The following is a 25,479-nucleotide window of genomic DNA, read 5'->3' on the forward strand; positions in this document are numbered from 1 at the left end:
AAATAATATATAAATGACGAGAGCAATCATGGACCATATTCGGCTAGAGAATATTAGTAAAATCTATAATGCGACCAATACCCAAGCACAGGTGGCGCTGTCCCTATTGGCTGAAGGTATGAACAGCGTCGCAGTAAAAGAGCAAACTGGCTATTCAGTAGGACTTTATGATATTAATCTAGCCATTAAAGCGGGTGAGTTGCATTGTATTATGGGGTTGTCAGGTTCGGGGAAATCAACCTTAATACGCCATATTAATCGCCTTATTGATCCGACCAGCGGTAAAATTTGGGTGGATACTGCCATTAATGCGCAAACTAATATTGCAGAATATGATTCTGCACAAGCTACGCCGTCTGCACAAACTGCATTTTCAAAATATATGCCATCTACCGTTATTAATATTTTAGAGCTTGACGATAAAGGACTACAGCAGTATCGACAACAAAACGTCAGTATGGTATTTCAGCACTTTGGCTTAACACCACATATGACTGTGATTCAAAATGTCGCTTATGGGCTACGTGTGCGTAAAATGAGCGTTAGCGAGCGCCATGACATTGCGCGGCACTGGCTTAATGAAGTGGGTTTGCCAAACTTAGAAAACAGTTATCCTGATGAGTTATCCGGCGGGATGCAGCAGCGAGTGGGGTTAGCAAGAGCATTAGCTACTGACACACCGATTTTGCTTATGGATGAAGCGTTCTCAGCGCTTGATCCCTTGATTCGTTCTCAATTACAAGACCAATTGTTAGAATTGCAAGCGCGGCTTAATAAAACTATTGTATTTATTACTCATGATATTGATGAAGCCGTCAAAGTCGGTCAGCGTATTAGTATTTTAAATGGCGGGCGTCTAATTCAGACAGGCACCCCAATTGAGTTGCGTAATAATCCTGCTGATGATTATGTCGCTCAATTTATGAAAGCAAAAAAGTAACAACTCATGCCTTATCCTATGATGATTTGATTATTAATAGCCTAAGTACAATTCCTAATTTTAGGGAAAAGACACTATTATTCCTCTCTCATTATTTGTAGAATATATTTAACTTTATGCATTTATCTGCATACACTTTATTCTGTAAATTTTAAATATCCACCGATATTACTTTTAGTGACCACTCTTTATCTCTAATCTTACAGACCCGTCAAGTAAATGTATCCACTTCTATTTTACTGTTAAAATAAACTAAATTGTCAATGACTAATATTAATATTATCTAATTGTAATTATCCCTTAATCCTCGTAGTATCTACATATAAGCGCATTATCTATTTAAATTTCAGCGCTAATCCTATCCTGATAAGCTCGTTTCTGTAAAAAAATTCTATTATCGAACCACCTTTACTACTTATGAAATGCTTAAGCAGATCATGGGCTACCATGTAACATTTAGCCGTAAGGCTTCGTAAAAAGGACATACCATGTCACATAAAGATTCTAAGAATGACAATGACTCAACGTCAGAGTCGCAGCGTCAACCATCACGTTGGTTAAAAAACGTCAGCACAATTGGGGTGACCAGTGTGTTGAGTGCAGGATTATTATTAGCCTGTGGGCAAATGAGCAGTGCAGAAAATAAAGCTAATGGTGGCGCTAAATCAGGCACTCAGAATAGTGGTGTGACAAGCTCACGCGATATGCTGCCATCCGATATGCTTAAGCAAATGCAAGCGTTGCCCCAACTCACTAAAGGTCTTGGTAAAAATGGGGCAGCAGTCATTGACCCTAATAAGCCAACGCTAGTGAAGTTTTGGGCAAGTTGGTGTCCACTGTGTTTGGGTACACTAGAGGAGACTGAGAGCTGGCGCACTGATCCTAAGTTTGCGAACCTGAATGTGGTAACCGTTGCCAGTCCTGGTCATCTGAATGAAAAAGCGGCAGGCGAATTTGAGAAATGGTATGCGGGTGTGCAAGCTGATTATCCTAAGCTACCGGTCTTGGTCGATACGTCAGGCGAGCTAATTAATAAGCTTGGCATACAAGTTTATCCAAGCTGGGCAATATTGGATAAAAAAGGCAATCTTGTGCATTTGGTCAAAGGTAATATGACTGAACAACAAGCTTATGCTTTGGCTGAAAATGCGGGTAACGACTTCGCTGAGCTAAAAGCGGGTAGTGCTAAACCTGCAGCGACCCAAGCACTAGACAATAACAGCAAAATTGAGACTATTAAGCAAAAAGGTGATGTCTACTATAATGCCCAAGGCAAGCCGATTAATACGCGTACGATTTACTTAGCGGGCGGCTGTTTCTGGGGTGTTGAAGCTTATATGGAACGCGTTGAGGGTGTTGTCGATGCCGTATCAGGTTACGCGAATGGTAATGCAAATAGAGCGAATCCTAGCTATGAGCAAGTGATGGGTGGTTCAGGCCATGCTGAAACGGTAAAAGTGACTTACGATGCCGATAAAACGGATCTTGAAACCATATTGAAGTATTACTTCCGTGTGGTTGATCCAACCAGCCTTAATAAGCAGGGTAATGACCGCGGCGCGCAGTATCGCTCTGGTATTTATTACACAGACAGCAAGGATAAAGCGGTCGTTGATGCTGCCATTAAGCAAGTACAAAACAAATATAAACAAAAAGTTGTGGTCGAGAATCAGTCGTTAGATAATTTTTATTTGGCTGAGATGTATCATCAAGATTATTTAGCCAAAAATCCGAATGGTTATTGTCATGTTGATTTAAGCCTCGCTGATGATAAACCTGCTGGTACTGCAAAGACTAAGCTTGCGCCGGTTACGACTGTTGCTGAAACCTTATCTGCTAAGCGTTATACTGGATTTGATAAAGGTGCGCTTAAAAATACCTTGACCAAAGAACAATATAATATTACTCAAGATGCCGGTACTGAGCGCGCATTCAGTCATGAATACGATAACTTATTTGCACCGGGTTTGTATGTTGATGTGGTGAGCGGTGAGCCGTTGTTCTTATCGACAGACAAATATAACTCACAATGTGGCTGGCCGAGCTTTACTAAACCGATTGATATGCAAGTGATTACTCAGCATGACGATATGGCGTTTAATATGGTACGCACTGAGATTCGCTCACGGGTTGCGGACTCTCATTTAGGTCACGTATTCCCTGATGGACCTAAAGATCGCGGTGGTCTGCGCTACTGTATTAATGGCGGGTCGTTACAATTTATCCCTGTCGATGTGATGCCACAATCAGGCTATGCGCCATTGGTGAAACTGGTTAAACCAGCGAAACCATAGTTATTGACAATGATTAATAGTAATTATATGACCATGATCTAGTTTAAAAAAAAGACGTTAAGGATATCCTTAACGTCTTTTTTATAGGTTATAGGCTATTAATAACGCGGTAAATAGTCTTGCTATTCGTAGTAATTTTGCTGTTATAACGGTTGAGTTATGAAAACTAATCTTAATTTCGGTATACTCAATAATCCATGAATGGCTCGCTATTTATAACTTAATAATATGATTAATCGTATTTAGATACTAATTAATATCTGTTACTAGTTTTGTCGCTTACCGAATTGCGCGACGTTCATTTCTTTATCTTACGTTTAAGGCTGTAACATGACCGTTATCCATGCACCTATTACCGTTGCCCCTATTATTACCTCATTACTCGATAACGATCTTTATAAGTTTACGATGTTACAAGCCATGCTGCATCAATTCCCGCAGACGCATGGCGTTTATCGCTTTCGTTGTCGCAATAATGAAGATGCCTCGTATCCACTTGCTGATATTAAAGACGCTTTAGAGCAACAGTTAGACAGCTTATGTGAATTGCGGTTTTTACAAGATGAGCTCGATTATTTACGTGGTTTGCGCTTTATGCGTTCAGATTTTGTTGATTATCTAGAGCTGTTTAAGCTAAAACGCCGATTTATCACCGTGAGCACTGACGATGAAGGTCGCCTATTTATTGACATCGAAGGACCGATGATTCAGGCCATGTTTTTTGAAGTATTTGTATTGGCTATCGTTAATGAGTTGTATTTTAATGCCTTATCAAATCCTAGTGTCATTGAAGAAGGGCAACGCCGACTGGACGAAAAGGTGGCGTTATTACATAACTATACCGAGCAACAAACCGCTCAGAAAAAGATTGTAGATGAGCCACCATTTATCGTCGCTGATTTTGGGACGCGCAGACGGTTCAGCAAAGTTTGGCAAGCGCATGTAGTTGAAACTTTACATAAAGCTGAACCAAAGATTGTGAGTGGTACGTCCAATGTGTTTTTAGCCAAAAAGCTGAACATGACACCGATTGGGACGATGGCGCATGAGTTCATGCAGGCATTTCAGGCGTTAGATGTGCGTTTGCGCGACTCACAAAAGGCGGCTTTAGAATCATGGGTGCATGAATATCGTGGTGACTTGGGTATTGCGTTGACCGATGTGGTCGGCATGGATGCGTTTTTACGCGATTTTGATTTGTACTTTGCTAAGCTGTTTGATGGATTACGCCATGATAGCGGCGATCCTTATGTTTGGGGTGACAAAGCCATTGCCCATTATCAAAAATTAAAGATAGATCCTAAGACTAAGATACTGACCTTTAGCGATGGCTTAGATTTACATAAAGCGTGGGAGCTGCATCAGTATTTTAATGACCGCATTAAGACCAGCTTTGGTATTGGCACCAATTTAACTAATGATATGGGCATAACGCCGCTCAATATCGTCCTTAAATTGGTCGAGTGTAATGGCCAGCCGGTGGCTAAGTTGTCCGATAGCCCCGGTAAAACCATGATTAATAATGACACTTATCTGGCTTATTTACGCCAAGTGTTTGAAGTGGACGAGCTTAAATAAGGTTAAAGTTTAACTTAACTGCCGTTATTATCAGGCACTTCTTCTGCAAAGGCGGCATCTAATGCTTGCTGAATAGCATTAATGCGGGTCTCACACACGCGATAAGCGGCGATGGATTCTTCGACCGTGCTCATCAAATTATCAATATCTGGCTCGTCTTGCTGCTGTAGTTCAGCCGCATTGGTTTTTAGAATATTGTAAGCTGCCTTAAAAGTCTTTGGGGCGGATTTTTTACGTTTGCGCGTTGGGGAAGTAGTGCTGGTCATAAGTTATCCTAAATTGTAGAAGCGTTATAAAAATAATAATCAGGTAGTAATGTGTGATTAATTTGGTGAATCATCAGTTGGGATCGTTTCAGTATTAGCATTTTCAATGTGGCTGATGCATGCGGTCGCCTGGCCATCTTTTAATATAATTTTAATAGTTTGGTCAGGATTGAGTTGCGTACTGCTAGTCAATATCTGCTTGCCAGTCTCAGTAGTTAGCATGGCATAGCCTTGTTTGAGTACACGTGCAGGTTGATGAAGCAGTATAATATCGCGTAAATGCTGACTATCACGCTGCGCTTGTAGGACTTGCTGCTGCACATTCTGCATGATTGTTCTTTGATAGTCAGTACTATTATCACGAGCTATAACTACTTGTTGATAAGCGGCTATTTTTGTTTGCGCTTGCCACTCAATGATATGCTGTGCTGCTTGCTTAGTCTGTCGTTGAGCACTTAGTTGAATACTGCGCCACGCAAAATCACTGTCTTTTTGTAGCGCGGTCAGCTGTCCAATGGTCTGCGACTGTACTCGATTGAGTTGTCGCGTCGTTTGTTGCTCCGCAGTTTTAAGCTGTCGTTGCGTGGCTTGTTTAATCTGTGTTTGGTAACTTAACACTTGCGCTATTAGTTGGGTTAAGTGCGCAGTTATGGCGGCAATGACTTTTGATGGCGTATCGAAGCTCGTATGCGCCACTTCATCTAAAATCACTTTGTCACGCTCATGACCGATGCCGACCCAGACGGGCACAGGCTGCTCTGCCACCAACGCGGCGAGTTCATAATCGTTCAAGTACGCTAAGTCACCGACGGCACCACCACCACGAATAATGACTAGCAAATCCGGTAGGCGATGGTAAATCGCATAAAATTGTTTCTGCGCGCTGACAATCGCTTGGCGTATTTCCATCGGCGCATGATTACCTTGAAATGTCGCATGATAATAATGGAATTGACACGCACCCGTACGGGCGAGTCTATCGGCATCCGCTCGAAAGTCTCCTAATCCAGCAGCCTTTTCAGGAGCAATGACAATAACATGTTCGATATCAAACGGAGTAGGCAGTTGCTGATTGATATGAATCAGTCCTTCACCGGTTAAGCGATCTACCATCTCAGCATATTGTCGTGCTAAGTCGCCTAACGTATAACTGGGGTCGATATCTTCGATGGTCAGCGAAAAACCATATTGCGCATGAAAACCTGCGGATACTTTCAGCAAGACGGTTAAGTCGCGGTCGAGCGCCATACCCGTTGCGCGCTCAAACTTTGCCAATACACGCGTCGCTTTAAAGCGCCAAAGATTACCACGGCAGCTTGCCACCACTTTACCATCGTCGTCTTTTTCCGCCAATTCAAAGTAATAGTGTCCACCTTTGCTGGATAGATTACGAATCTCCGCCTTGACCCACACTCTATGGTCAAAAGTCTGTTTAATAACCATGTCAACTGCGGCTAAATAATCACTAAGACGCAGCACCGTATCTTCAAGGTTTTCTACAAGACTGTCATCAATCTCAGCAAGCTCCGCTTCAAGAGTCGCCAAGTTCTTAGCAGGTACTAATACCTTTGCAGCCTTTGCATTTTTAGCGTTTGCATGTGCCAGACTAGCAAGATTGGGTTTGCGCATAATATCAGACCAAGGCGATAGAGGTAGGGAGTATAAAAATGAACAAGTTAGCATGATAGCTTAGCGTAAAAGCAGGCTGACAAACAACTTATTCATATTATTTATAAAAAGAAAGCCAATAAACAATCGATTCAGACAGTGCCCTTTTTAGACAATGTATTTATCACCTGCTTATTGGCTAGCGGTTGCTTTTTATTTATCAAGAACAGATTTTCTATTTATTAACTATTTAGACTTACGCCAAAATAGGTTACTGACAACGGAAGTTAATCATATATTCATAATCATCGCTGCGGGCAGTATTAGTTGTGTCTTTACCAAATATACCACCGATTTGTCCAATCACACGACCTGTGCGCTCACCTAAAATACCATTATATTTAAACTTATCATCGACGATAATGACTTGACGTGAGCCACAGGTTTTTTTGGCACTGTCGAGAGCGTTTTGCTGCGCCTTTACTTTAATGTTGCTAACGCCTGTGGTTTCGTAAATAGAATTGGCGCGTTGAATAACAGGAGAGGATGGAGTAGTAGATTGACAAGCACTCAAAGCCAGTGTTGCTGCTAAGGTGGCAGCCAAAGTGGCCGTTTTATTAAAAGTAATCATAATTATTCCTATAAACAAGTCAAAAGACATGAAGTCATTCAAGAATGGCGCAACTAGCATTATGAATTTAGCCTATTTGACTCATTAACGTCTAGACAGTTATTGTGTGTGGTGTTACCGCCATGTTGCCTGTGCTCATTAATAAAAAGTAAGCATAACAGCTGGAAGTTTTTAGCCATTCTAAGCGGTTATTTTAATGGTTATAGATAGCAAACCAAGCAGATACACAGCAAATGACTTGAAATATAACTCATATCTAGGATAATCACCTCATCCATTCTTAATTAATAATGATACCTATGCAATTAATTTCAGCTCCTGCCGGCGTGTTAGAGGTCGATGCGCTTTGGCAACAAGACAATCCTAATCATCCAGATACCGATACGGTGGCGTTATTGTGTCATCCTAATCCGCTGTTCGAAGGTACGATGAATAATAAGGTGGTGACGACTATGTACCGCTTTGCGCGTGACAATGGTATGCATGTGGTACGTTTTAACTTTCGCGGCGTGGGGCAATCGACGGGTGAGCATGATTACGCTGATGGTGAAGTGCTTGATGCGATGACCGTGCTACAATGGCTGGCAGGTCAAACCACTGCGCGCAAGCTATGGCTGGGCGGTTTTTCTTTCGGTGGTTATGTGACGGCACGCGTCGCTGAGCAAGTATTAACCTCTGCACACGTGTGGGGTTTAAGTGAGTTCGAGATATCTAAAGTTGCGCTTATTTCACCGTCGATAGAAAAAAACGACAGTAATGACATCAGCTTACCCATTGATAAGACTTTCGAGATTTATGGTAATGCTGATGAGGTGATTGCGCCCGCTAATATGCAAGCCTTTGCTGAGCATTTGGGCATTGATGTTAGTGTGGTTGATGGTGCTGGGCATTTTTTTCACGGACGTTTGTCTGAGTTGAAGAAATTACTACAGCAGCATAGTTTTGATAGTGATATATAGTATCATCTGATAAATACTGTAGAGATTTCAAACAATTCTAATTGACATTGAAGTGATTGGTTTTACTGTATTTTGATAAATTTAATTGAGTGTTCGTATAGCCTTAAGCCGTGCTAACCTAAAGAGTGGCGTTGATAAGCCACTCTGACATCTCAGTTGCTACTGTCTCAGTGTAAAAGACATAAGTTAGTAGCGACTGACGGTTTCAACACATTACTTCATTATTTATTTTGTTCAATGACGAGTCGCCTTATGAGATTATCTCCATTGCAGCGCTACGAGCAAGCCGTTAGTACCGATGACTTTACTCGAGATGACCAGCAGTACCAGGCCATGAGTTACCTTGATGAGTTATATCATCAGCTTGAGAATGGCGCGGAACAAAAGAAGGGTTTTTTTAGCTTTTTAAAAGCAAAACCTGTCGCGCCAAAAGGTCTGTACATGTGGGGAGGGGTAGGGCGTGGTAAGACGTGGATGATGGATATGTTCTACGATTCGTTGACTATAGAGCGTAAGATGCGTCAGCATTTTCATCATTTCATGCAGCGCGTCCATAAAGAGCTCAATGATATTCATGGAGAGTCTGACCCATTAGAGAAAGTGGCTGACATTATTTATAAAGAAGCCGTGATTATCTGCTTTGATGAATTTTTTGTCTCTAACGTATCCGATGCAATGATTTTGGGTGACTTATTTACTATGCTTTTTGATCGTGGTATTACTCTGGTCGCCACATCTAATATTGAACCGTCTGGACTCTATAAAGATGGCCTCCACCGTGACCGTTTTATGCCGGCAATTGCTGAGGTTGAGTGTCATACGTTGGTCATGAATATTGATTCTGGCATTGATTACCGTTTGCGCGTATTGCAGCAAGCTGAGCTGTACAAATCGCCAATGACTAAAAGTAATCACCATTGGCTAGCGAACCGTTTTGCCAGTCTCTCTAACAATATAAAAATCAGTAATGAGCCAATCGAAGTCAACGGTCGTGAAATCCTAATCAATGCGCGAACGGAAACCATTTTATTCTGTGACTTCCGTCATCTATGTATGCAGCCACGTTCAGCGGCTGATTTTATCGAAATTGCCAACCGTTATAGTACGGTTTTAGTCAATGCGGTGCCCGCACTAGATGATGATTTACGCGATCCAACCCGCCGCTTTATTTATATGGTTGATGAGTTTTATGATCGGCGGGTGAAGCTGTTGATTCGTGCAGAGCAATCCATTCTTGACTTATATCAAGGTGAAAAACTGGCGTTTGAGATTGAGCGTACGCGTTCACGATTGCTTGAGATGCAGTCAGAAGACTATCTAAAAATGAAGCATCGTCTTGATGATGCCGCATAACCCTATGATCAAAACTGCTTTATACTATAATCAAAAACGTGTTCATAAAATTATCTTAATAATGACAATAATGAATAAGGACGAACTATGAGTGATGCTAAGAATGATAAACATATCTCGATAGACGAGGCGAAGGGTGCTGCAAATGCTGCATTAGCAGATGCCACTGTAACCGACGAGCAGCTGATTAACTGGATAAATTCAAGGCGTAGTATTGGCAATTTAAACGAGCCTGCGCCAACTCATGAACAAGTTACGGCTGCTATTGGTTGTGCGGCAACCGCGCCTGATCACAAGAAATTGCAACCTTGGCGCTTTATTGTGACTGAAGGAGATGCTCGTCACGCTTTTGGTCAAGCATTAGTGGCTGCAGCTGAAGCCAAAGCAATTAGAGAAGGCGATACATTATCTGATAAAGAGCGCCAAAAAGCGGCCAGTTTGCCGCTACGCGCACCCGTTATCATTACCGTCGTTACCCACATGCGAGAGCATAAAAAAGTACCGCTCTTTGAGCAAATGCTTAGTGCTGGTGCTGCGGTTCAAAATCTTATTCTCGCCTTAAAAGCCCAAGGATTTAGTACGGTTTGGCGTACTGGATTGCTATGTAATGAGCCTGCTGTAAAAGCTTATTTTGACGTAGGCGTAGATGATTATGTGACCGCTTTTGTTTATACCGGCACCAGTCTTCGCCGTACGCCTCCGCACAAACCCCTTGATATTGAGCCCCTGTTACGCTTTGAATCGTAAGCTTGTATCGTCATATCATTGAATATTGAAGCACAATATAATGCTATACCTTCTTATGCCAAATGTATAAGCTGCATTTATAATATAAGCCGGCCAACATGGATAATAAGATATGACAAACCCTATTCAGAAAACGAAATCTGATAAAGCTGGTGTTGAGAAAAAAGCGACCAGCACAGACGCTCATATTGATGAAAGTATCGATAAAATCAATGATGAAAAGCCAAGTGGCTTGCTCGCAGGTATCATTGAACGCGCGATCAAAACAGGACTTGGACGTAAAAAGCTTAATCCTAGCGCCGTTGAAGTAGATGTTGCTAAGAATATGGAGAAAATACATAAGAGTCCGACTAAGCTACGTTTAGCGTTCTTGGGTGGCGGCAGCTTTGGTACTGCGATGGCAAACTTAGCGGCGCGCAATGGTTGCGATACGACGCTATGGGTACGAGATAAGCGTACGGTCAAATCGATGGCAAAGCTGCAGATGAATAAAAAGTATCTGCCCGGCTACAAGCTTGATGATCGCCTTAAATACAGTCATGATTTAGAAGCTGCGATTAAAGATAAAGACATTATTTTTCTTGCCGTTCCGAGTTTGGCTTTTCGAGAAACCTTAAAAAATATTGCGCCTTTTCTGACAGGGCAGTCGGTTGTGTCCCTAACTAAAGGTATGGAAAAAGATACCTTTGCATTGATGAGTGACATTATTAAAGACGAGCTACCGGAAGTAAATTTTGGGGTGATGTCGGGTCCGAATCTTGCGGTAGAGATTATGAAAAATATGCCATCTGCTACTGTGATTGCCAGTGAGTCAGAACCCTTGCGCCATGCTGTACAGGCGGCGCTGCACAGTGCATTTTTCCGTGTGTTTGCCAGTGATGATATTCGCGGTGTTGAGCTTGGCGGGGCGCTCAAAAATATCTACGCTATCGCTATGGGAATGGCAGCCGCGTATGATGTTGGTGAAAATACCAAAGCAATGCTACTAACGCGTTCTTTAGCAGAAATGAGCCGCTTCGGAGTGGAAGCGGGCGCGAACCCATTAACCTTTTTAGGGTTATCGGGCGTTGGTGATTTATACGCCACTTGTAGCTCAGAGCTGAGCCGTAACTATCGCATAGGCAACATGCTAGGGCGTGGCATGACTATTGATGCCGCTGTGAAGAAATTAGGACAAACTGCTGAAGGTGTTAATACCATTCAGCAAGTACATGAAAAGGCGACTAAAGAAGGCATTTATATGCCGATTACTCATGCGCTATATGCGGTCATTTATGAAGATAAAGCAGCACTTGGCGTTGCTCTAAATTTGATGGAAGCTGGCTTTCGTAGCGACGTCGAGTTTGTGATGGCACATGACCACAGCAATGCCTCGCTTACCGCCCAAATGCAGGCAGCAAGCGATAGTGGTGATGATGACGATAGTAGTACTAACGATAATCCCGATAAATAAAAAACTTAAGATTATAATTAGTACTCAAAAAACATGAGAAAGATAAGGCACTAGGAACTATCATGAAAATTATATTAATGCGTCATGGACAAGCAGAAGATGAGATGCGTCCAGATAGCGCACGGCAACTCACTGAATTTGGCCAACAGCAAGCAGCGCAAACGGCTGATTATATTATGGCGCATTATACGCCAGATTTTTTTGTGGTCAGCCCTTACGATAGAGCGCAACAAACCTTAGCTCAACTGCAAACGCGAGCGCCTAATGTGCTAGCGACCGTCCAAGACAATCTTACCCCAGCAGACGATGCCCATACCGCATTAATAGAGCTTGCAAATATTGAAGCAGAATGTTTAGTCGTAGTCTGCCATATGTCGATTGTGGCGCATATTGCCAGTCTACTTACCGGTATCAGCCCTGAGTCATTTTCATTGGCAGAAGCCCGAGTATTTGAGATGGAGTTTGTCATGTCAGGTATGGCCACTGAAAGTGATCGCTTTGTTCCTGTGCAGCCTGATTAATATTGATAGCTTTAACAGTATTTGTGGTAAAAACTAAATTCAGTTGTTAGTAAGCGCTATAACCAATAAGGATACGCTTAGTGTTACACGTTTGGTTAAGAGCGCAGCACAGCTCGTTAGCTGTTTGGCACTCGGATACAAAGAACTGGCATGCAGTCGACGGCTGGCAACAGCTGCATGATATTTATAGTATTCATGGTCATAAAACGCTGTGCTTATATTTTCCTTCCAGCCATTTATTACAAGTAGAGACTGAACTGAGTAGTGCCCAGCTTAAGCAATTAGGTCTTGTTGGCAAACAGTATTTATTTGAGGAGACCTCCATTGCTCCGGTTGAGCAGTTAGCCGTACGCCAGATTGGCTATGCTAGTAGTCAGTATTTATATGCGCTGGCGCAAAATGATATCGAGACTTGGCAGCAAAGTGCGTTACTGGCAGGTTTGACCATTCAAGCATTACTACCAGACTTTTTATTATTACCTATTCCCGAAGAAGGAGCAGGTCAGCAGGTGGTTTTATATCAAGATGACTGTACTACCTTACTACGCCAGTCGTCTTACCAAGGACTGGCGGTCAGCTATTTACCACTCATATTTGAACGTTTGCCACAATTAAATGAAGTCTGCGTGCTACCAGTGCTCGATATCTCTACCAATTCCGTAGCTGATAGTTTGATTGTGAGTGCAGACAATGATGATAATACGATTAACTTACAAAAAACAGGATTAAATTCAGTAACCAATATAGCCGCGGAAACTGTTGCCTTACTTACTGAGTACCAGTTATTACTAACCGTTCTACCAGTTATACCTACTCCTATCGACAGTCCTGAGCGTCATGCGCTCAACTTTTTTACTAAGTCATCAGACTCGCATGTATCGCCTTATTTACGTGTGGCCATGATGGTGGCGTTATTGGCTTTGGTGCTGCAAATAGCTACTGATGGCGTGGAGTGGTATCGCTATAGTGAGGCGGCTACGGCCACGCAGACAGAAGTTGTGGTGCAATATCAGTCATGGTTCCCTAATGAAGCGCTAAGCACTCGTACAAAACTGCAAGCACAAATGCAGCCAAAATTACGCAACGATAGCCAAGCACCAGCTTCACATATTGCCGTATTGGCACGCATAGCCCCACTCATTAAACAGTCCTCTCTGCAAGCCCAATCCTTAGTGATGGAGCCGTCTGTATTAAGGTTTACTCTAATTGCACCTGACCGAAATAGCCTTGATGAGTTTGCCAATATATTGAGTACCCAAGGTCTGAGTGCTAATTTAGAGGGGGTAAATAGTAACGAGCAAGGGCAGTTAAGTGGTCAAATAACCGTGAATGTGACAACAGACAGCTCAGTACCTACTTCGGTTACCGACTCCTAAAACTGAGTAGCCATCGCAGTAATAATATATTTCCTCTTCTTTGCAGTTCACATCATTTAGACATAATAGTAATTAGTGCTTAATAATAAGTAAGTAGCATAAGTAACCAAGGTTGAGTGATGAAAATATTACAGCGCCGTGTTAAAAGCCGCACCCTAACCAAAAGTGTAGTGTCAGGGCCTATTGCTCAGTATCAAAACCTGCTGTGGTCACGATGGTTATTATTGTCGCCACGTGATCAACTGGCTTTGGGTGCATTGATGGTGTTTTTATTGCTGTTTATAGGCGGCTATGGTGGTTACAGTGTGCACCAAGCAGCGACAGATAGTAAAGCGGACTATCAAGAACAAGTGGCTGATTATTTTTGGCTACGTGCGCAAGCGGGCAATATTGACAGCACTATGAATACTGCTACTGCCCAAGATGGCGTAGCGATGCCCCCAGCGAGTAGCGTCAATGCTACACTTAATAGTTCGGGTATCGATAATGCGCAAGTCATCGCTGCCGGCGATGCGGTGCAACTTAGCTTTAACTATCCTAGCCAAGCTATCGTTAGTTCGGCACTTGCCCAGCTTGAGCAGCAAGGGTGGCAGTTTACACAGTTATCCATGCAGCAAGACGTTGTCACTAAGAGTATTCAGGTGCAAGCGACGGTGACTCCTTAGGCTGGTCTGTCATAAGATACAACTTATTATTATAATGTCTTTTTATAAGATGGAGCCATCATCTTGAAAACAGTTATCGTTGCCACAATGATAATAAAGATATAGCGGTTCTAAAGGCTGTCTGATAAGCAGCTATAATTTAAAAGAACAGCGATGATCATCCAGCTAAAACCAGCTAAAAAAATAACTATTAATCTAACAATAATCGTCAAGGTAGTGTAATGACTGATGTTAAACAACGCACTTTAATTACCTATAACCATGTGACTTACTTGTTATATGTATTGAGCTATTTTACCGCGGGGCTACTGTGGATTGTGCCTATTGTTATGAATTATACCAAGCGCCACAATGCCGATGGAACTTGGTTAGCAACGCATTTTGATTGGCAGATTAAGACCTTTTGGTACAGCATCGTCTTATTTTTGATCGGTGGTCTATTACTAGTATTTGCGGTAGGGGGTCTAGGCGTGAGCATGATGGCTGATAGTGGCAACAGCGCGATAGTATCAATTGTATTGACTGGCTTAGGTCTGCTAATTATGGCTTTTACTTTCATTTGGCATTTATATCGTATTGTACGTGGCTGGATCGCGCTCACAGATAATCGTCCTGTACCCTAGAGTCATTTAACTGTTTTTTATAGACAACGGCTGATTTTATTTACTACGTGAAACTTGAGTCTTATTTCTGTTAAGCTGATATAATCGCAGCGCTTAATTTGATACCTTTTGTTCCATTCATCATTTTTCTTTAATCAGGGTTCATTGTTACTATGTCCTACGCCTTACTTCGCCCGTTTTTGTTTAAGATGGACCCTGAGCACGCTCATGACATGACCTTGTCTTTATTGTCCAAAGCGCATAAAGCACGCACTCTAGGCTTGGTTTATGGTCAACATATGCAGCCGATAGACTGTATGGGATTGCAATTTTCTAATCCCGTTGGGTTAGCAGCAGGTTTGGATAAAAATGGTGATTATATTGATGCGCTTGCCGAATTAGGTTTCGGCTTTATTGAAATAGGTACGGTCACTCCAAAGCCGCAACTTGGCAATGAGAAGCCCCGTTTATTTAGAATTAAACAAGCGGATGCCATTATTAACCGGATGGGCTTTAACAATCAGGGCGTCGATTACCTGATTAACAATGTCAAACGCTGCAAGTATAAAGGTAATATTGGTATAAATATCGGTAAAAATGCCAGCACGCTAGTTGAGAATGCAGCAGACGATTATGTCTATTGCCTTGAGCGTGTATATCCTCATGCCTCCTATATTACGATTAATATCTCATCGCCTAATACGGCAAATTTACGCGACTTACAAAGTGGTGAGGCTTTAACATATCTTTTAGATACCATCATGAATCGTCATCATCAGCTGGCAACCGAATATGGTTTTTATGTGCCAATCGTGCTCAAAGTTGCCCCAGATTTAGACCCTACACAAGTCGATTATATCTCACAGCAGCTACTAGACTTTGAAATTGATGGTTTGATTGCGACCAATACGACTTTGAGCCGAGTGGGCGTCGAAGATTTAACCGATGGCGACCAAGCTGGCGGCTTATCAGGTCGTCCGGTCAGCCACATCAGCACCCAAATACTACAACAATTCTCTGACCAGCTGGATGATAAAGTGGTATTAATTGGGGTTGGTGGTATCGACAGCGGCGAGAAAGCGGTGAAAAAAATCAAAGCCGGCGCTGACATGGTGCAACTATATACTGGTCTTATCTATAAAGGTCCCGGCTTGGTACAGTCCTGTATCCAAGCAATTGGCGGCTATTACGACGCGATGGAAGGTTAAAGAACCTATCAAACTATTTGCTAAGTAACTTGTGTATTAATAAGTGAATTGAACCTTAATAGCTATCAAGATATCAATAGTAATAAAGACAGGGTGGTAAACATGAGTGGTCTAGATATTGTGATTGCCGTTGTTGTCTTAATTGGCTTATGGCGCGGCTTTCAAGTGGGTTTGATTAAAACAGCAGTGGGTCTGGTAGGATGGTTTATTGCTCTGATTGCAGCGACTCGGCTGGCAAGTGCTATTGCGCCGCAGTTGCCTGGATTTGTGGAAAACCCTGTGCTGCAAATGGCAATGGCATTTTTATTAGTAGTGATAGTTATATTGGCAATTATGCATCTGGTCGCATTTGTATTCTCAGGGGTGCTCAAAACCTTGCGCTTAGGTATATTGGATAAAATGGCTGGCGGCGTACTTGGCGCGGCTAAAAATGTGCTTATTATTTTAGTTATACTCAGTGTCAGTGCCCCCTTATTAGTACAGATGCCGCAATGGCAAACGTCAGTATTAGCGCCTGAACTGCTGCCTTATGCCCCAATGGCCAAGACCTTAGCTTCAGATATGCTAGGTGGTGCTTGGGAGCAAATTAATAAGTCTTAAGCTTTGATGCTTAAAGATTTTTTAAATATAAATAAAAGCTTTGATAAATGGGTTTTTAAATTAAGCCTTATCAGATAGACAGTCAATGGTTCGCTAGCCTCATTTAGCACCTGTAACTTTTAATGTTCACAGCTTCCAGTTTTTGTGGTTTCCAACGTTACAGTTTTAATAGTCATCAAGCAGCATTCATAAACCACCAATTATTTATCTTTAATAACAATCTAATTTCAGCAAGCAACATCATCAGTGCCGATTGTCTGACAGATAGTGCTGTCAGTGACCGTGCTATTATTGCCTTACTAATGCGTGGCTAAAAATAGGATATAACTATGTGTGGAGTCGTTGGGGTTGCAGCTCATGAGCCAGTTAACCAAATTCTTTATGATGCCTTAACTATGTTACAACACCGCGGGCAAGATGCCGCAGGTATTGTGACTTTACAGGATGGGCGCTTATATTTACGTAAAGAAAATGGCATGGTACGTGATGTGTTTATGAACCGCCACATGCAGCGTTTGGTGGGTAAATTCGGTATTGGTCACGTACGTTACCCTACTGCTGGCACCTCTAGCAGTGCTGAGGCGCAGCCTTTTTATGTGAACTCGCCTTATGGTATTACGTTGGCGCATAATGGTAATTTGACCAATGCGGAGAGTTTGGCAAAATCTCTATATCAAGATGATCGTCGTCATTTAAATACTGACTCAGACTCTGAAGTACTATTGAACGTCGTTGCACACGAAATGCAAAACTTGAATAAAACCCATCCGACGCCCGATGATATTTTTGAAGCGGTAACCGCAGTTTATAGCCGCTGTGAAGGGGCTTATGGTGTGGTAGCGTTGATTACTGGTCATGGTCTGCTCGCATTTCGTGACCCGAACGGTATTCGTCCCCTAGTTTTTGGTGAGCGCCTAGCAGCAAACGGCGGCACAGAATATATGGTGGCCTCAGAGTCAGTGGCACTTACCGGTTCAGGTTTTAGCATTATTCGCGATGTAAAACCGGGTGAGGCCATATTTATTGATCTCAATCACCAATTGCATACGCATCAATGTGTAGAGCCCAAAGAGTATACGCCGTGTATTTTTGAGTATGTTTATTTTGCGCGTCCAGACTCGATCATGGATAATATTTCAGTCTACAAAGCACGTTTACGTATGGGCGAAAAGCTTGGCCAAAAGATTCTTAAAGAGTGGGGTAAGGATCATGATATTGACGTGGTGATTCCCATTCCTGATACGTCACGTACTTCAGCGATGGAACTTGCGCTGATGATGAATATCAAGTACCGTGAAGGGTTTATGAAAAACCGTTATATTGGCCGTACTTTTATTATGCCAGGTCAGCAGCAGCGTAAAAAATCAGTGCGTCAAAAGCTAAGCCCCGTACCCTTAGAGTTTAAAGGTAAAAATGTGCTATTGGTCGATGATTCTATTGTGCGCGGAACGACTTGCCACGAGATTATCCAAATGGCGCGTGATGCGGGTGCGAAACAAGTCTTTTTTGCAAGCGCTGCACCCCCTGTAAAATACCCGAATGTTTATGGTATTGATATGCCAGTACGTAGCGAGCTGATTGCTTCAGGTCATACGGTAGAACAAGTACGCCAGATTATCGGTGCTGATCGCTTGATTTTTCAGGACTTAAATGACCTGATTGATGCGGTAAAAGACACCAAGCATAGTAAGGTTGAAGGCTTTGACTGTGCGGTATTTAACGGTTGCTATATCACCGGTCAGATTAACGAAGCGTACCTTGAGCATCTGCAAGAGCGGCGCAGTGAGACTGCTAAAATTGGTAAAGAAGGCATGCAGATAGTTTCTGATACCCCTGTTGATATGACGGGTGTAGAAGAGATGTAGTCGAACGCTCAATAACAAGCTGGTTTTGGGTAAAAAACGTGATAAAAAAGGCTAAACCCTCTATAGGATTTAGCCTTTTTTATTACGTTTAATTTAACCTAGCTTTTTTTAAAACACAAACCAACTATAAAAAGTGATTAAATAACCAGAGTAATCCATTAATAGCAGCTATACCCGCTACCATACTCACCAGTAGCTGGCGACTGATATGATAGATAAATAATACCAGTCCTAAAGCGCCAATTTGTGCTAGTAATAAATGCAGTTCGGCAGAATTTAAGCCGGTCGTCAATGATAAATCTTGATAGGCGAGACTGGTTAGAATCAATAATATTAAGACTGATAAAGGCAGGCTCTCATTAAGACGATGCAGCCAAGGTTTATCCAGCAGTTTTTGCGGTATTAATGCGGGGATGGCACGGGTAACAAAAGTGACGGCCGCCATGGCAAAAGTCGCTGCAATAAGGTAGCTACTCGTCATGAGAACCTCCTATCGTTTTATCTTCTACAACCTTACTTTGCATCAAAAATGCACGCGCTAAAATCAGCATCATACAAACTGCAATAGCGACTAATAATAACCAATGGCTGGTAAAAAATGAGGCAATTATTAAACCGATCACAGCAATACTAATCGGAAAATAACGTTTAATCGTTTGAAATTGCTCATAGGCTAAAATAACAAACAAGCATATCAAAGCAAAATCTAAATGCGGCACTAAATCATCGAGAGCACTGCCTATTACCACGCCAATGGCAGTGGCTAAGACCCACCAGCTTTGATTGAATAAACTTATCGGTAGTATCAGTGCTTGCCTTGTGTCAGCCGGTAAGCTGGTCATTACTGAGAAGGTCTCGTCTGTTAGCGCAAATAAACAATAAGTTTTTGCCAGCTTTTGGGTGGGTAAGTATTGCAATAACGGCGCACCATAAAAAACATGGCGTAGGTTGATAGCGGCAATATTGGTGGCTATATTCCCAACGGGTAGGCCAGCACTAATCATCGGCAGGCAAGCATATTGCGCCGCACCTGCGTACAAGACGATACTCAGCATAATGGTTGCCCATATGGGTACGCCTGCAACCTGTGCCAGCACACCAAAGGCGATGCCAGCTGGTAAATAACCCATAGCGACCGGAATACTCTTTTTAAACCCTTCAGCCCATTGATACGCTGACTGTCGTTGCTGCTTAGAATAAGAAGTCACGTGCTATCCTAAAATTTTCTAGCGGTATAAATAATAATCTAGTGATGTTGAAAGTTCTTAATCATAAATTATGAACTTGGATATAATGTTTCATAACCACCATTAGCATGTGCATAATATAAAAATCCACTAAGCACCAGCATACGTAACAATAATATGCTCCACACACTGAGCCAAATACCGGTCATACCCCATTGCTGATATAACATCCAGCTGAGTGGAAAGAAAATAACTGCCCACATTAAAGCTGCATTACGAATCACTCGACCAGCCGTTAAGCCAAAAAACACGCCATCGAGCCAATATGCTCCGACACCAATCAAAGGTAATAGTATTGCATAGCCTTGATAGATTGATGCAAGTTGAAAGACCTGCTCAATATTGGTCATCATCTGCAAATAGGCGGGCATAGCTAGCCACCAAATGAGGCTTAATCCTAAGGCGAGACCGTAGCTCACTACGCCTGTACGCTTCACGATAATACCAAAACGCCGCCAGTCTCGTCGTCCTGCTGCTTGCCCAGTTAGAGTCTCCGCTGACACCGCCACGCCATCGAGAGCGAAGGCTGAAATACTTAATACTTGCAATAAAATGGCATTGGCGGCCAACACTAAGTCACCACTTTGCGCCGATAAACGCGTGACCCAAGCAAAGCTTAAAGTTAAAACTAAAGTACGAATAAAGATATCTTTATTTAGCGAGAATAGCCTAAGCTTTTTTTCTTTAGCAAAGTGCTGAGGGTCTGCCGTGAATAGAGCCGTCCAAGTAAGTTGTAGGTGACGACGACTCAGCCATAACGCTAAGACCACGCCCGACCAAAAGGCAATAGTCGTTCCTAAAGCAACACCGCCTATACCCATATCCATAACATAGACAAAAAACAGGGTTAAAATAATATTAAGAATGGCAATAAAACCTTGCTGATACAGCATGTAACGGGTTTTACCTTGGCCTGCAAACCAGCCAATAAAGGCAAAGTTCATTAGTTCTGCAATCACACCCCAAAAACGCACGTCTAAATAGGTTTTAGCAGCGAGTCCACTTTCAGGATTGGCGGCTAATGCTTGTAGCCCATAAACAATCAACCATGGCTTTGCTAGTAATAATATTGTCCCAATCGCAAATGCTAGTAATAGGGCACGCTGCAAAATCGATAATAATGGCGATTGTTTCTGCGAGCTGTTTTTTGAATGATTACCTAGCGCATGATTATTTTCGGCAAGTTGCCCTAAGGCTTGTGCGGATAAGCCAGAGGAGGCATATTGCAGGAAATTAAAGCTGACCAGTAATAATGACAACAGCTGAATTGCAAGCCCCATTCCCGCAAGCTTAGCCGCATCATTCATATTACCTACAATCGCCGTGTCAATAACGCTTTGTAGCGGCATGGCTAAATTGGCCAGTATAACCGGTACTGCAATCGCGATAATGCGAGCATAGCGAGTATCAATAGGTGGCATGGCACTTGTCGGCGTAGTAGAGGGCATGAAATAATCACTTATAAAGAAGTGCGTAAAAATTACGTCTCAAGGATTGGACTATGTCAGTATAAAAGTACGAGCTAAAGGTGATAATGCGTGAAGAATATAAAGGTAAAAGCACCTATAAGGTTAGGTGCTTTTATTTAAAACTTTCATTGTCTTTATTAAGTCAGTTGTTTAAACAAACATATTGTTTGACTGTCAGTCTTGTTCAAACATTTTTGGGTCATTAAAAGAGACAATTTCTTCTTCAAACTCAGGTTTCACTTTTACCACAAAGTCATCTCGTGACAATCCCATCGCTAATGGAATAGAGCTTGCAATATAAGTTGACGAGTAAGTACCTGCAATCAGACCAATGAATAGCGCTACAGCGAACCAATAAAGACCGTCACCGCCTAAGAACATCATGGCAAGCACGACCAGCATAACGGTCGAGATGGTCATAATAGTACGGCGCAACGTCTCTGTTAGCGATAAATCAATAGTTTGCCTTGGACTGATACCACGGACACGGCGGAAGTTTTCGCGAATACGGTCATAAACGACGATAGTATCATTCAACGAATAACCAATTAGCGCTAATATCGCTGCTAATACCGTTAAGTCAAACGGGAAGCCGAATAAAGCAAAGACGCCAATAGTGACGATAGCATCATGAAATAATGATACTACTGCGCCGAGTGCTAACTTGAATTGGAAACGCAGGGCGACATAACCCAGCATAGAAAGTAAGGCTAAGCCTAACGCCATCACTGAGTTTAAATAAACTTCGTTACCAACTTGGCTACCGATAATATTAACGTTACTGATTTCAGCTGTATTATTCGGTAAGTTTAGGGCTTGTCCAAGTGTGGTATTGAGTCCTTCGATATTATCTGACTGTGGTGGCAGACGCACTAGTAACTCCTGACGCGTGCCAAGATACTGTACGACAGCATCGTTAAAGCCATTATCTGCTAATGCTTTAACCACCTCAGTTTGCTCAGCTGGCTGCTCATAGCGTACATCTGTAGAGACACCGCCTGTAAAGTCGAGACCAAAGTTCAGACCATTGACTGCAATTGCAATAATACTAGCAATGACTAAGAAGATAGATAAAATTGCCATTGGCTTTTCTATCTTCATAAAAGGAATAATACGTCGATCACCGATGGATTTGATGCCACCTTCAGCATTTGCCGCCGCGTTATCATCGGCGCTATCTAGTGTACCTTTGCCATCAATGTCAGTGTCAGTGTCAGAATGAAGCGTTTGCATGGTTAATGCTTCACTGCTTTTGCTAGCAAGGCGCGTTTTATTCTTACCAGCTGCCGGCGACGTCTGTTTACTGTCCTTATTATTACTGCCTTTACCATCACGGCGCGGCTTGCCACGGCGGCGGCGCGTTTTGTCATTTGGGTCATTCGGATTGCCGTCTGAGCCGCCACCTGAGCTGTTAGAAGCTGGCGTATTTTCTTTTCTTGGGGGGATATTCTGTTCAATCGCCATATTTTTCTCCTAGCCGATGCTCAAACGTTTGATAGATTTACGCTTACCGTAAGCAATTTGTATAAGTGCTCGTGTGACTAAGAGCGCGGTAAATAGCGAACTGACAATACCGATTGCCAAGGTAATCGCAAAACCTTTAATCGGACCGGTACCGATAGCAAACAGGATAAAGGCGACCAATAATGTAGTGATGTTAGCATCGAAAACACTACTAAAAGCACGGTCAAAGCCTGCACCTATAGCGGACTTGGGCCTGACCCCGTTTGCCAACTCCTCGCGTATACGCTCAAAAATCAAGACGTTGGCATCCACCGCCATACCAATGGTTAATACAATACCAGCGATACCGGGTAGCGTTAAAGATGAGCCTAAAATAGACATGATTGCCATGATAATAACAACGTTAATCGCCAGCGCGATGTTAGCCATTAAACCAAACAGACGATAGAAAATAATCATAAAGGCAAAAACTAACAGATAGCCAACTTGGGTTGAAAACAGGCCTTTATCAATATTCTCTTGACCCAAAGATGGACCAATTGTACGTTCTTCAACAAAATACATCGGGGCAGCAAGCGCACCTGAGCGTAACAATAATGCCAGCTCAGCTGCTTCAGCGTTACTATCAAGACCAGTAATACGGAATGATGAGCCGAGTACTGCTTGGATATTGGCACGATTAATGACTTTAGTTTCAGCATAAGGTGTGCGTACTTCTACGGTTTCACCAGTCGCTGGATCTGCTTCATAAGTGATTTTTTGCTTATTCTCAATGAATAGCACTGCCATTTGCTCACCGACTGCGGTACGGGTAGCATTTTGCATTAGCTTGCCACCGGCGCTGTCTAAAGTAATATTGACCTCAGGACGACCGCTCTCGTCGAGACTGGTCTGGGCATTGGTTACTTTGTCACCAGTGACGATAGCTTGACGCTCTAATAGTACAGGCTGACCATCAAGCGACTTGAATGGGAAGGCTTCAGTGCCTGCAGGCGGGATACCACCCATGTAGTTTTCGCTGTCTTTAGCGACCATACGAAATTCAAGGTTCGCGGTACGACCAAGGACACGTTTGGCCTCAGCAGTGTCTTGTACGCCCGGCAGCTCAACCACAATGCGATTGGCACCTTGCGACTGTACCAACGCTTCAGCAACGCCAAGCTCGTTAATACGGTTACGTAAAGTGGTCAAGTTTTGGCTGACCGCGTAGCTGTTAATCTCTTCTAAAGTAGCGTCGTTATACGCCATAATTAGTGCAGGACCCTGCTCATCTATAGACGACTGCAGCGTAAAGGTATTACCCATCGAGCCTTGCAAGATGTTTTGAGCGCGATTACGAATATCGGTATTAGCGAAATGCAATACAATACCTTGCGCTTCAGTTTTGATCCCTTTAATAGAAACACGCTCAGCACGCAAGTCCCGACGCACATCGCGGCTGGCACTGGTCAGACGCTGCTCTAGCGCCTTATTCATGTCAACTTCAAGTACGAATCGCACACCGCCACGTAAATCAAGACCCAGTTTCATCGGTTTGGCACCGATATCGCGTAGCCATTGCGGGGTGGTTTGTGCAACGTTAAGTGCTACCACATAGTCATCGCCCAAATTCTGACGTAAAACCTCTTGCGCTTTTAGCTGATCGACTGGGTTATCAAGACGTACCAAGGCACTATTACCTTCAAAAGTACCGTCATGATAATTCAAAGACGCCTCTTCAAGCAGGCTTTGTGATTGGGTCAAGATGCCTTCAGACAGCTGCGTGCCTGCAGCCGCACTAGTAATCTGTACCGCAGGTTCGTCAGGGTATAGATTAGGCGCAGCATATAGACCGGCAATGATGAGCACAAAGATGATGACGAAGTATTTCCAAGCAGGATATTGCATAATCACTTCTTTAAGTTGATAAAAGACTGGCGACGCAGGCCAAAAGTCAGCAGATGTGACGTTTATAATTACAATGGGCGGCCATATATATTCAGCGCTTGCAATCACCCATTATTGCGATCATCCGCTACGATATTAAAGCGTAAAGCTAGGGGTTGTAATCTTAAAATAAATAATGAACGTCAAGAGTATTAATTAAAAATATGCAGTATAAAAATGCGTCCGCATTATTAAGACCGTGACACTATCTTAAGACTGAACATCAGAACTTCATAGCAGAAAATGACCGCAAATTAGTAGCGGTCATCATTATACGAACAATTATAGTTATAGATATCACAGTGAAAAATATGATACCGACGACTATACGCTCTCGATAGTACCTGTAGGCAATACAGATATAACAGAAGCGCGTTGTACTTTAATATCGGTATTGTTATTCAAGCTTACGATAGCGTAGTCGCCTTCAAGGTTTTTAATACGTCCCATCAGGCCGCCTGCAAAAATAACTTCACTACCGACGGTTAACGCATTCACCATGTTACGGTGCTCTTTGGTACGTTTAGACTGCGGGCGAATCACCAAAAAGTAAAAAATAGCAAAAAAAGCGACTGGTAATAAGATTTGACCAAAGATTGAAGCACCGCCAGCCGCATCGGCGGCATGGGCAGACTGAATAAAAAAGCTCATAATTTCTCTCAATGACTGGTAGATAATAATAAAATTAGACGCATAGTAACAAAAAT

The 25,479-nt window shown here is 42.7% G+C and carries 23 protein-coding genes; 14 read left to right on the forward strand and 9 right to left on the reverse strand.

The genetic code is table 11. The annotated features are described in order from the left end of the window. Positions 1-28: 28 nt before the first annotated feature. From ES754_RS01575 to pncB, 3 genes are all read left to right on the forward strand, one after another. A complete protein-coding gene (locus ES754_RS01575) occupies positions 29-940 on the forward strand; it encodes an ATP-binding cassette domain-containing protein (protein ID WP_147221447.1) in 912 nt (303 codons plus the stop codon). Positions 941-1,428: 488 nt separating this feature from the next. Continuing rightward, positions 1,429-3,234, forward strand: a complete 1,806-nt coding sequence (gene msrAB, locus ES754_RS01580) for a bifunctional peptide-methionine (S)-S-oxide reductase MsrA/peptide-methionine (R)-S-oxide reductase MsrB (protein ID WP_147221449.1) — start codon at positions 1,429-1,431, stop codon at positions 3,232-3,234. 330 nt (positions 3,235-3,564) lie between these two features. After that, positions 3,565-4,812 carry a nicotinate phosphoribosyltransferase gene (gene pncB, locus ES754_RS01585; protein WP_147221451.1) on the forward strand — a complete coding sequence of 416 codons (1,248 nt, stop codon included), beginning with the start codon at positions 3,565-3,567 and terminating at the stop codon, positions 4,810-4,812. 14 nt (positions 4,813-4,826) lie between these two features. On the opposite strand, the gene xseB is transcribed toward pncB, so the two are convergent. The 3 genes from xseB to ES754_RS01600 form a co-directional block, all read right to left on the reverse strand. Continuing rightward, entirely contained in the window at positions 4,827-5,078 is a 252-nt protein-coding gene (gene xseB / locus ES754_RS01590; protein ID WP_147221453.1) for an exodeoxyribonuclease VII small subunit, read from the reverse strand. 57 nt (positions 5,079-5,135) lie between these two features. Continuing rightward, a complete protein-coding gene (gene xseA, locus ES754_RS01595) occupies positions 5,136-6,707 on the reverse strand; it encodes an exodeoxyribonuclease VII large subunit (RefSeq protein ID WP_147221455.1) in 1,572 nt (523 codons plus the stop codon). Between the two features lie 250 nt (positions 6,708-6,957). Then, complete coding sequence (locus ES754_RS01600) at positions 6,958-7,317, reverse strand: hypothetical protein (protein ID WP_147221457.1); 360 nt, start codon at positions 7,315-7,317, stop codon at positions 6,958-6,960. 299 nt (positions 7,318-7,616) lie between these two features. Between ES754_RS01600 and ES754_RS01605 the strand changes: the two genes are divergently transcribed. The 11 genes from ES754_RS01605 (at position 7,617) to purF (ending at position 18,666) form a co-directional block, all read left to right on the forward strand. Further along, positions 7,617-8,276: an alpha/beta hydrolase gene (locus ES754_RS01605; protein ID WP_147221459.1), complete on the forward strand. Its 660-nt coding sequence runs from the start codon at positions 7,617-7,619 to the stop codon at positions 8,274-8,276. Between the two features lie 252 nt (positions 8,277-8,528). Beyond that, complete coding sequence (zapE, locus tag ES754_RS01610) at positions 8,529-9,629, forward strand: cell division protein ZapE (protein ID WP_147221461.1); 1,101 nt, start codon at positions 8,529-8,531, stop codon at positions 9,627-9,629. Between the two features lie 87 nt (positions 9,630-9,716). After that, positions 9,717-10,376, forward strand: a complete 660-nt coding sequence (locus ES754_RS01615; RefSeq protein WP_147221463.1) for a nitroreductase family protein — start codon at positions 9,717-9,719, stop codon at positions 10,374-10,376. A gap of 112 nt (positions 10,377-10,488) precedes the next feature. Continuing rightward, complete coding sequence (locus ES754_RS01620; protein ID WP_147221465.1) at positions 10,489-11,829, forward strand: NAD(P)H-dependent glycerol-3-phosphate dehydrogenase; 1,341 nt, start codon at positions 10,489-10,491, stop codon at positions 11,827-11,829. Positions 11,830-11,891: 62 nt separating this feature from the next. Next, positions 11,892-12,350: a phosphohistidine phosphatase SixA gene (gene sixA, locus ES754_RS01625; RefSeq protein ID WP_147221467.1), complete on the forward strand. Its 459-nt coding sequence runs from the start codon at positions 11,892-11,894 to the stop codon at positions 12,348-12,350. 80 nt (positions 12,351-12,430) lie between these two features. Then, positions 12,431-13,726: a type II secretion system protein GspL gene (gspL, locus tag ES754_RS01630; RefSeq protein WP_147221469.1), complete on the forward strand. Its 1,296-nt coding sequence runs from the start codon at positions 12,431-12,433 to the stop codon at positions 13,724-13,726. 119 nt (positions 13,727-13,845) lie between these two features. Continuing rightward, positions 13,846-14,391: a type II secretion system protein GspM gene (gene gspM / locus ES754_RS01635; RefSeq protein ID WP_147221470.1), complete on the forward strand. Its 546-nt coding sequence runs from the start codon at positions 13,846-13,848 to the stop codon at positions 14,389-14,391. A gap of 221 nt (positions 14,392-14,612) precedes the next feature. Continuing rightward, on the forward strand, positions 14,613-15,014 hold the full coding sequence (locus tag ES754_RS01640; RefSeq protein ID WP_147221472.1) for a DUF4870 family protein: 402 nt from the start codon (positions 14,613-14,615) through the stop codon (positions 15,012-15,014). A 152-nt stretch (positions 15,015-15,166) separates the two neighbouring features. Further along, positions 15,167-16,201, forward strand: coding sequence for a quinone-dependent dihydroorotate dehydrogenase (locus tag ES754_RS01645; protein WP_147221474.1), 1,035 nt, complete (start codon positions 15,167-15,169; stop codon positions 16,199-16,201). A gap of 102 nt (positions 16,202-16,303) precedes the next feature. After that, positions 16,304-16,801 carry a CvpA family protein gene (locus ES754_RS01650; RefSeq protein WP_147221476.1) on the forward strand — a complete coding sequence of 166 codons (498 nt, stop codon included), beginning with the start codon at positions 16,304-16,306 and terminating at the stop codon, positions 16,799-16,801. 329 nt (positions 16,802-17,130) lie between these two features. After that, entirely contained in the window at positions 17,131-18,666 is a 1,536-nt protein-coding gene (gene purF / locus ES754_RS01655; RefSeq protein WP_147221478.1) for an amidophosphoribosyltransferase, read from the forward strand. 124 nt (positions 18,667-18,790) lie between these two features. Here the strand turns inward: purF and ES754_RS01660 are convergent, their stop codons facing one another. The 6 genes from ES754_RS01660 to yajC all read right to left on the reverse strand — a co-directional run bounded on the left by ES754_RS01660 (position 18,791) and on the right by yajC (position 25,423). Continuing rightward, a complete protein-coding gene (locus tag ES754_RS01660) occupies positions 18,791-19,147 on the reverse strand; it encodes an AzlD domain-containing protein (RefSeq protein ID WP_147221480.1) in 357 nt (118 codons plus the stop codon). Further along, complete coding sequence (locus ES754_RS01665; RefSeq protein ID WP_147223178.1) at positions 19,137-19,796, reverse strand: AzlC family ABC transporter permease; 660 nt, start codon at positions 19,794-19,796, stop codon at positions 19,137-19,139. Before ES754_RS01665 ends, ES754_RS01660 begins: the two co-directional genes overlap by 11 nt. Before the next feature lie 146 nt (positions 19,797-19,942). Further along, a complete protein-coding gene (locus tag ES754_RS01670; RefSeq protein WP_147221482.1) occupies positions 19,943-21,361 on the reverse strand; it encodes an MATE family efflux transporter in 1,419 nt (472 codons plus the stop codon). A gap of 195 nt (positions 21,362-21,556) precedes the next feature. Next, positions 21,557-22,846 (reverse strand): protein translocase subunit SecF, encoded by a 1,290-nt coding sequence (secF, locus tag ES754_RS01675; RefSeq protein WP_147221484.1) that lies wholly within the window; start codon positions 22,844-22,846, stop codon positions 21,557-21,559. 9 nt (positions 22,847-22,855) lie between these two features. Then, positions 22,856-24,733: a protein translocase subunit SecD gene (secD, locus tag ES754_RS01680; RefSeq protein ID WP_147221486.1), complete on the reverse strand. Its 1,878-nt coding sequence runs from the start codon at positions 24,731-24,733 to the stop codon at positions 22,856-22,858. 363 nt (positions 24,734-25,096) lie between these two features. Further along, positions 25,097-25,423 (reverse strand): preprotein translocase subunit YajC, encoded by a 327-nt coding sequence (gene yajC / locus ES754_RS01685; protein ID WP_147221488.1) that lies wholly within the window; start codon positions 25,421-25,423, stop codon positions 25,097-25,099. Between the last annotated feature and the right edge of the window lie 56 nt (positions 25,424-25,479).

The organism is Psychrobacter frigidicola (assembly GCF_007997305.1).
GTDB lineage: Bacteria > Pseudomonadota > Gammaproteobacteria > Pseudomonadales > Moraxellaceae > Psychrobacter > Psychrobacter frigidicola.

Coding starts and splice junctions, on each gene's coding strand:
- ES754_RS01575 (WP_147221447.1), top strand. CDS start 29: ATGGACCATATTCGGCTAGAGAATATTAGTAAAATCTATAATGCGACC.
- msrAB (WP_147221449.1), top strand. CDS start 1,429: ATGTCACATAAAGATTCTAAGAATGACAATGACTCAACGTCAGAGTCG.
- pncB (WP_147221451.1), top strand. CDS start 3,565: ATGACCGTTATCCATGCACCTATTACCGTTGCCCCTATTATTACCTCA.
- xseB (WP_147221453.1), bottom strand. CDS start 5,078: ATGACCAGCACTACTTCCCCAACGCGCAAACGTAAAAAATCCGCCCCA.
- xseA (WP_147221455.1), bottom strand. CDS start 6,707: ATGCGCAAACCCAATCTTGCTAGTCTGGCACATGCAAACGCTAAAAAT.
- ES754_RS01600 (WP_147221457.1), bottom strand. CDS start 7,317: ATGATTACTTTTAATAAAACGGCCACTTTGGCTGCCACCTTAGCAGCA.
- ES754_RS01605 (WP_147221459.1), top strand. CDS start 7,617: ATGCAATTAATTTCAGCTCCTGCCGGCGTGTTAGAGGTCGATGCGCTT.
- zapE (WP_147221461.1), top strand. CDS start 8,529: ATGAGATTATCTCCATTGCAGCGCTACGAGCAAGCCGTTAGTACCGAT.
- ES754_RS01615 (WP_147221463.1), top strand. CDS start 9,717: ATGAGTGATGCTAAGAATGATAAACATATCTCGATAGACGAGGCGAAG.
- ES754_RS01620 (WP_147221465.1), top strand. CDS start 10,489: ATGACAAACCCTATTCAGAAAACGAAATCTGATAAAGCTGGTGTTGAG.
- sixA (WP_147221467.1), top strand. CDS start 11,892: ATGAAAATTATATTAATGCGTCATGGACAAGCAGAAGATGAGATGCGT.
- gspM (WP_147221470.1), top strand. CDS start 13,846: ATGAAAATATTACAGCGCCGTGTTAAAAGCCGCACCCTAACCAAAAGT.
- ES754_RS01640 (WP_147221472.1), top strand. CDS start 14,613: ATGACTGATGTTAAACAACGCACTTTAATTACCTATAACCATGTGACT.
- ES754_RS01645 (WP_147221474.1), top strand. CDS start 15,167: ATGTCCTACGCCTTACTTCGCCCGTTTTTGTTTAAGATGGACCCTGAG.
- ES754_RS01650 (WP_147221476.1), top strand. CDS start 16,304: ATGAGTGGTCTAGATATTGTGATTGCCGTTGTTGTCTTAATTGGCTTA.
- purF (WP_147221478.1), top strand. CDS start 17,131: ATGTGTGGAGTCGTTGGGGTTGCAGCTCATGAGCCAGTTAACCAAATT.
- ES754_RS01660 (WP_147221480.1), bottom strand. CDS start 19,147: ATGACGAGTAGCTACCTTATTGCAGCGACTTTTGCCATGGCGGCCGTC.
- ES754_RS01665 (WP_147223178.1), bottom strand. CDS start 19,796: ATGGGTTATTTACCAGCTGGCATCGCCTTTGGTGTGCTGGCACAGGTT.
- ES754_RS01670 (WP_147221482.1), bottom strand. CDS start 21,361: ATGCCCTCTACTACGCCGACAAGTGCCATGCCACCTATTGATACTCGC.
- secF (WP_147221484.1), bottom strand. CDS start 22,846: ATGGCGATTGAACAGAATATCCCCCCAAGAAAAGAAAATACGCCAGCT.
- secD (WP_147221486.1), bottom strand. CDS start 24,733: ATGCAATATCCTGCTTGGAAATACTTCGTCATCATCTTTGTGCTCATC.
- yajC (WP_147221488.1), bottom strand. CDS start 25,423: ATGAGCTTTTTTATTCAGTCTGCCCATGCCGCCGATGCGGCTGGCGGT.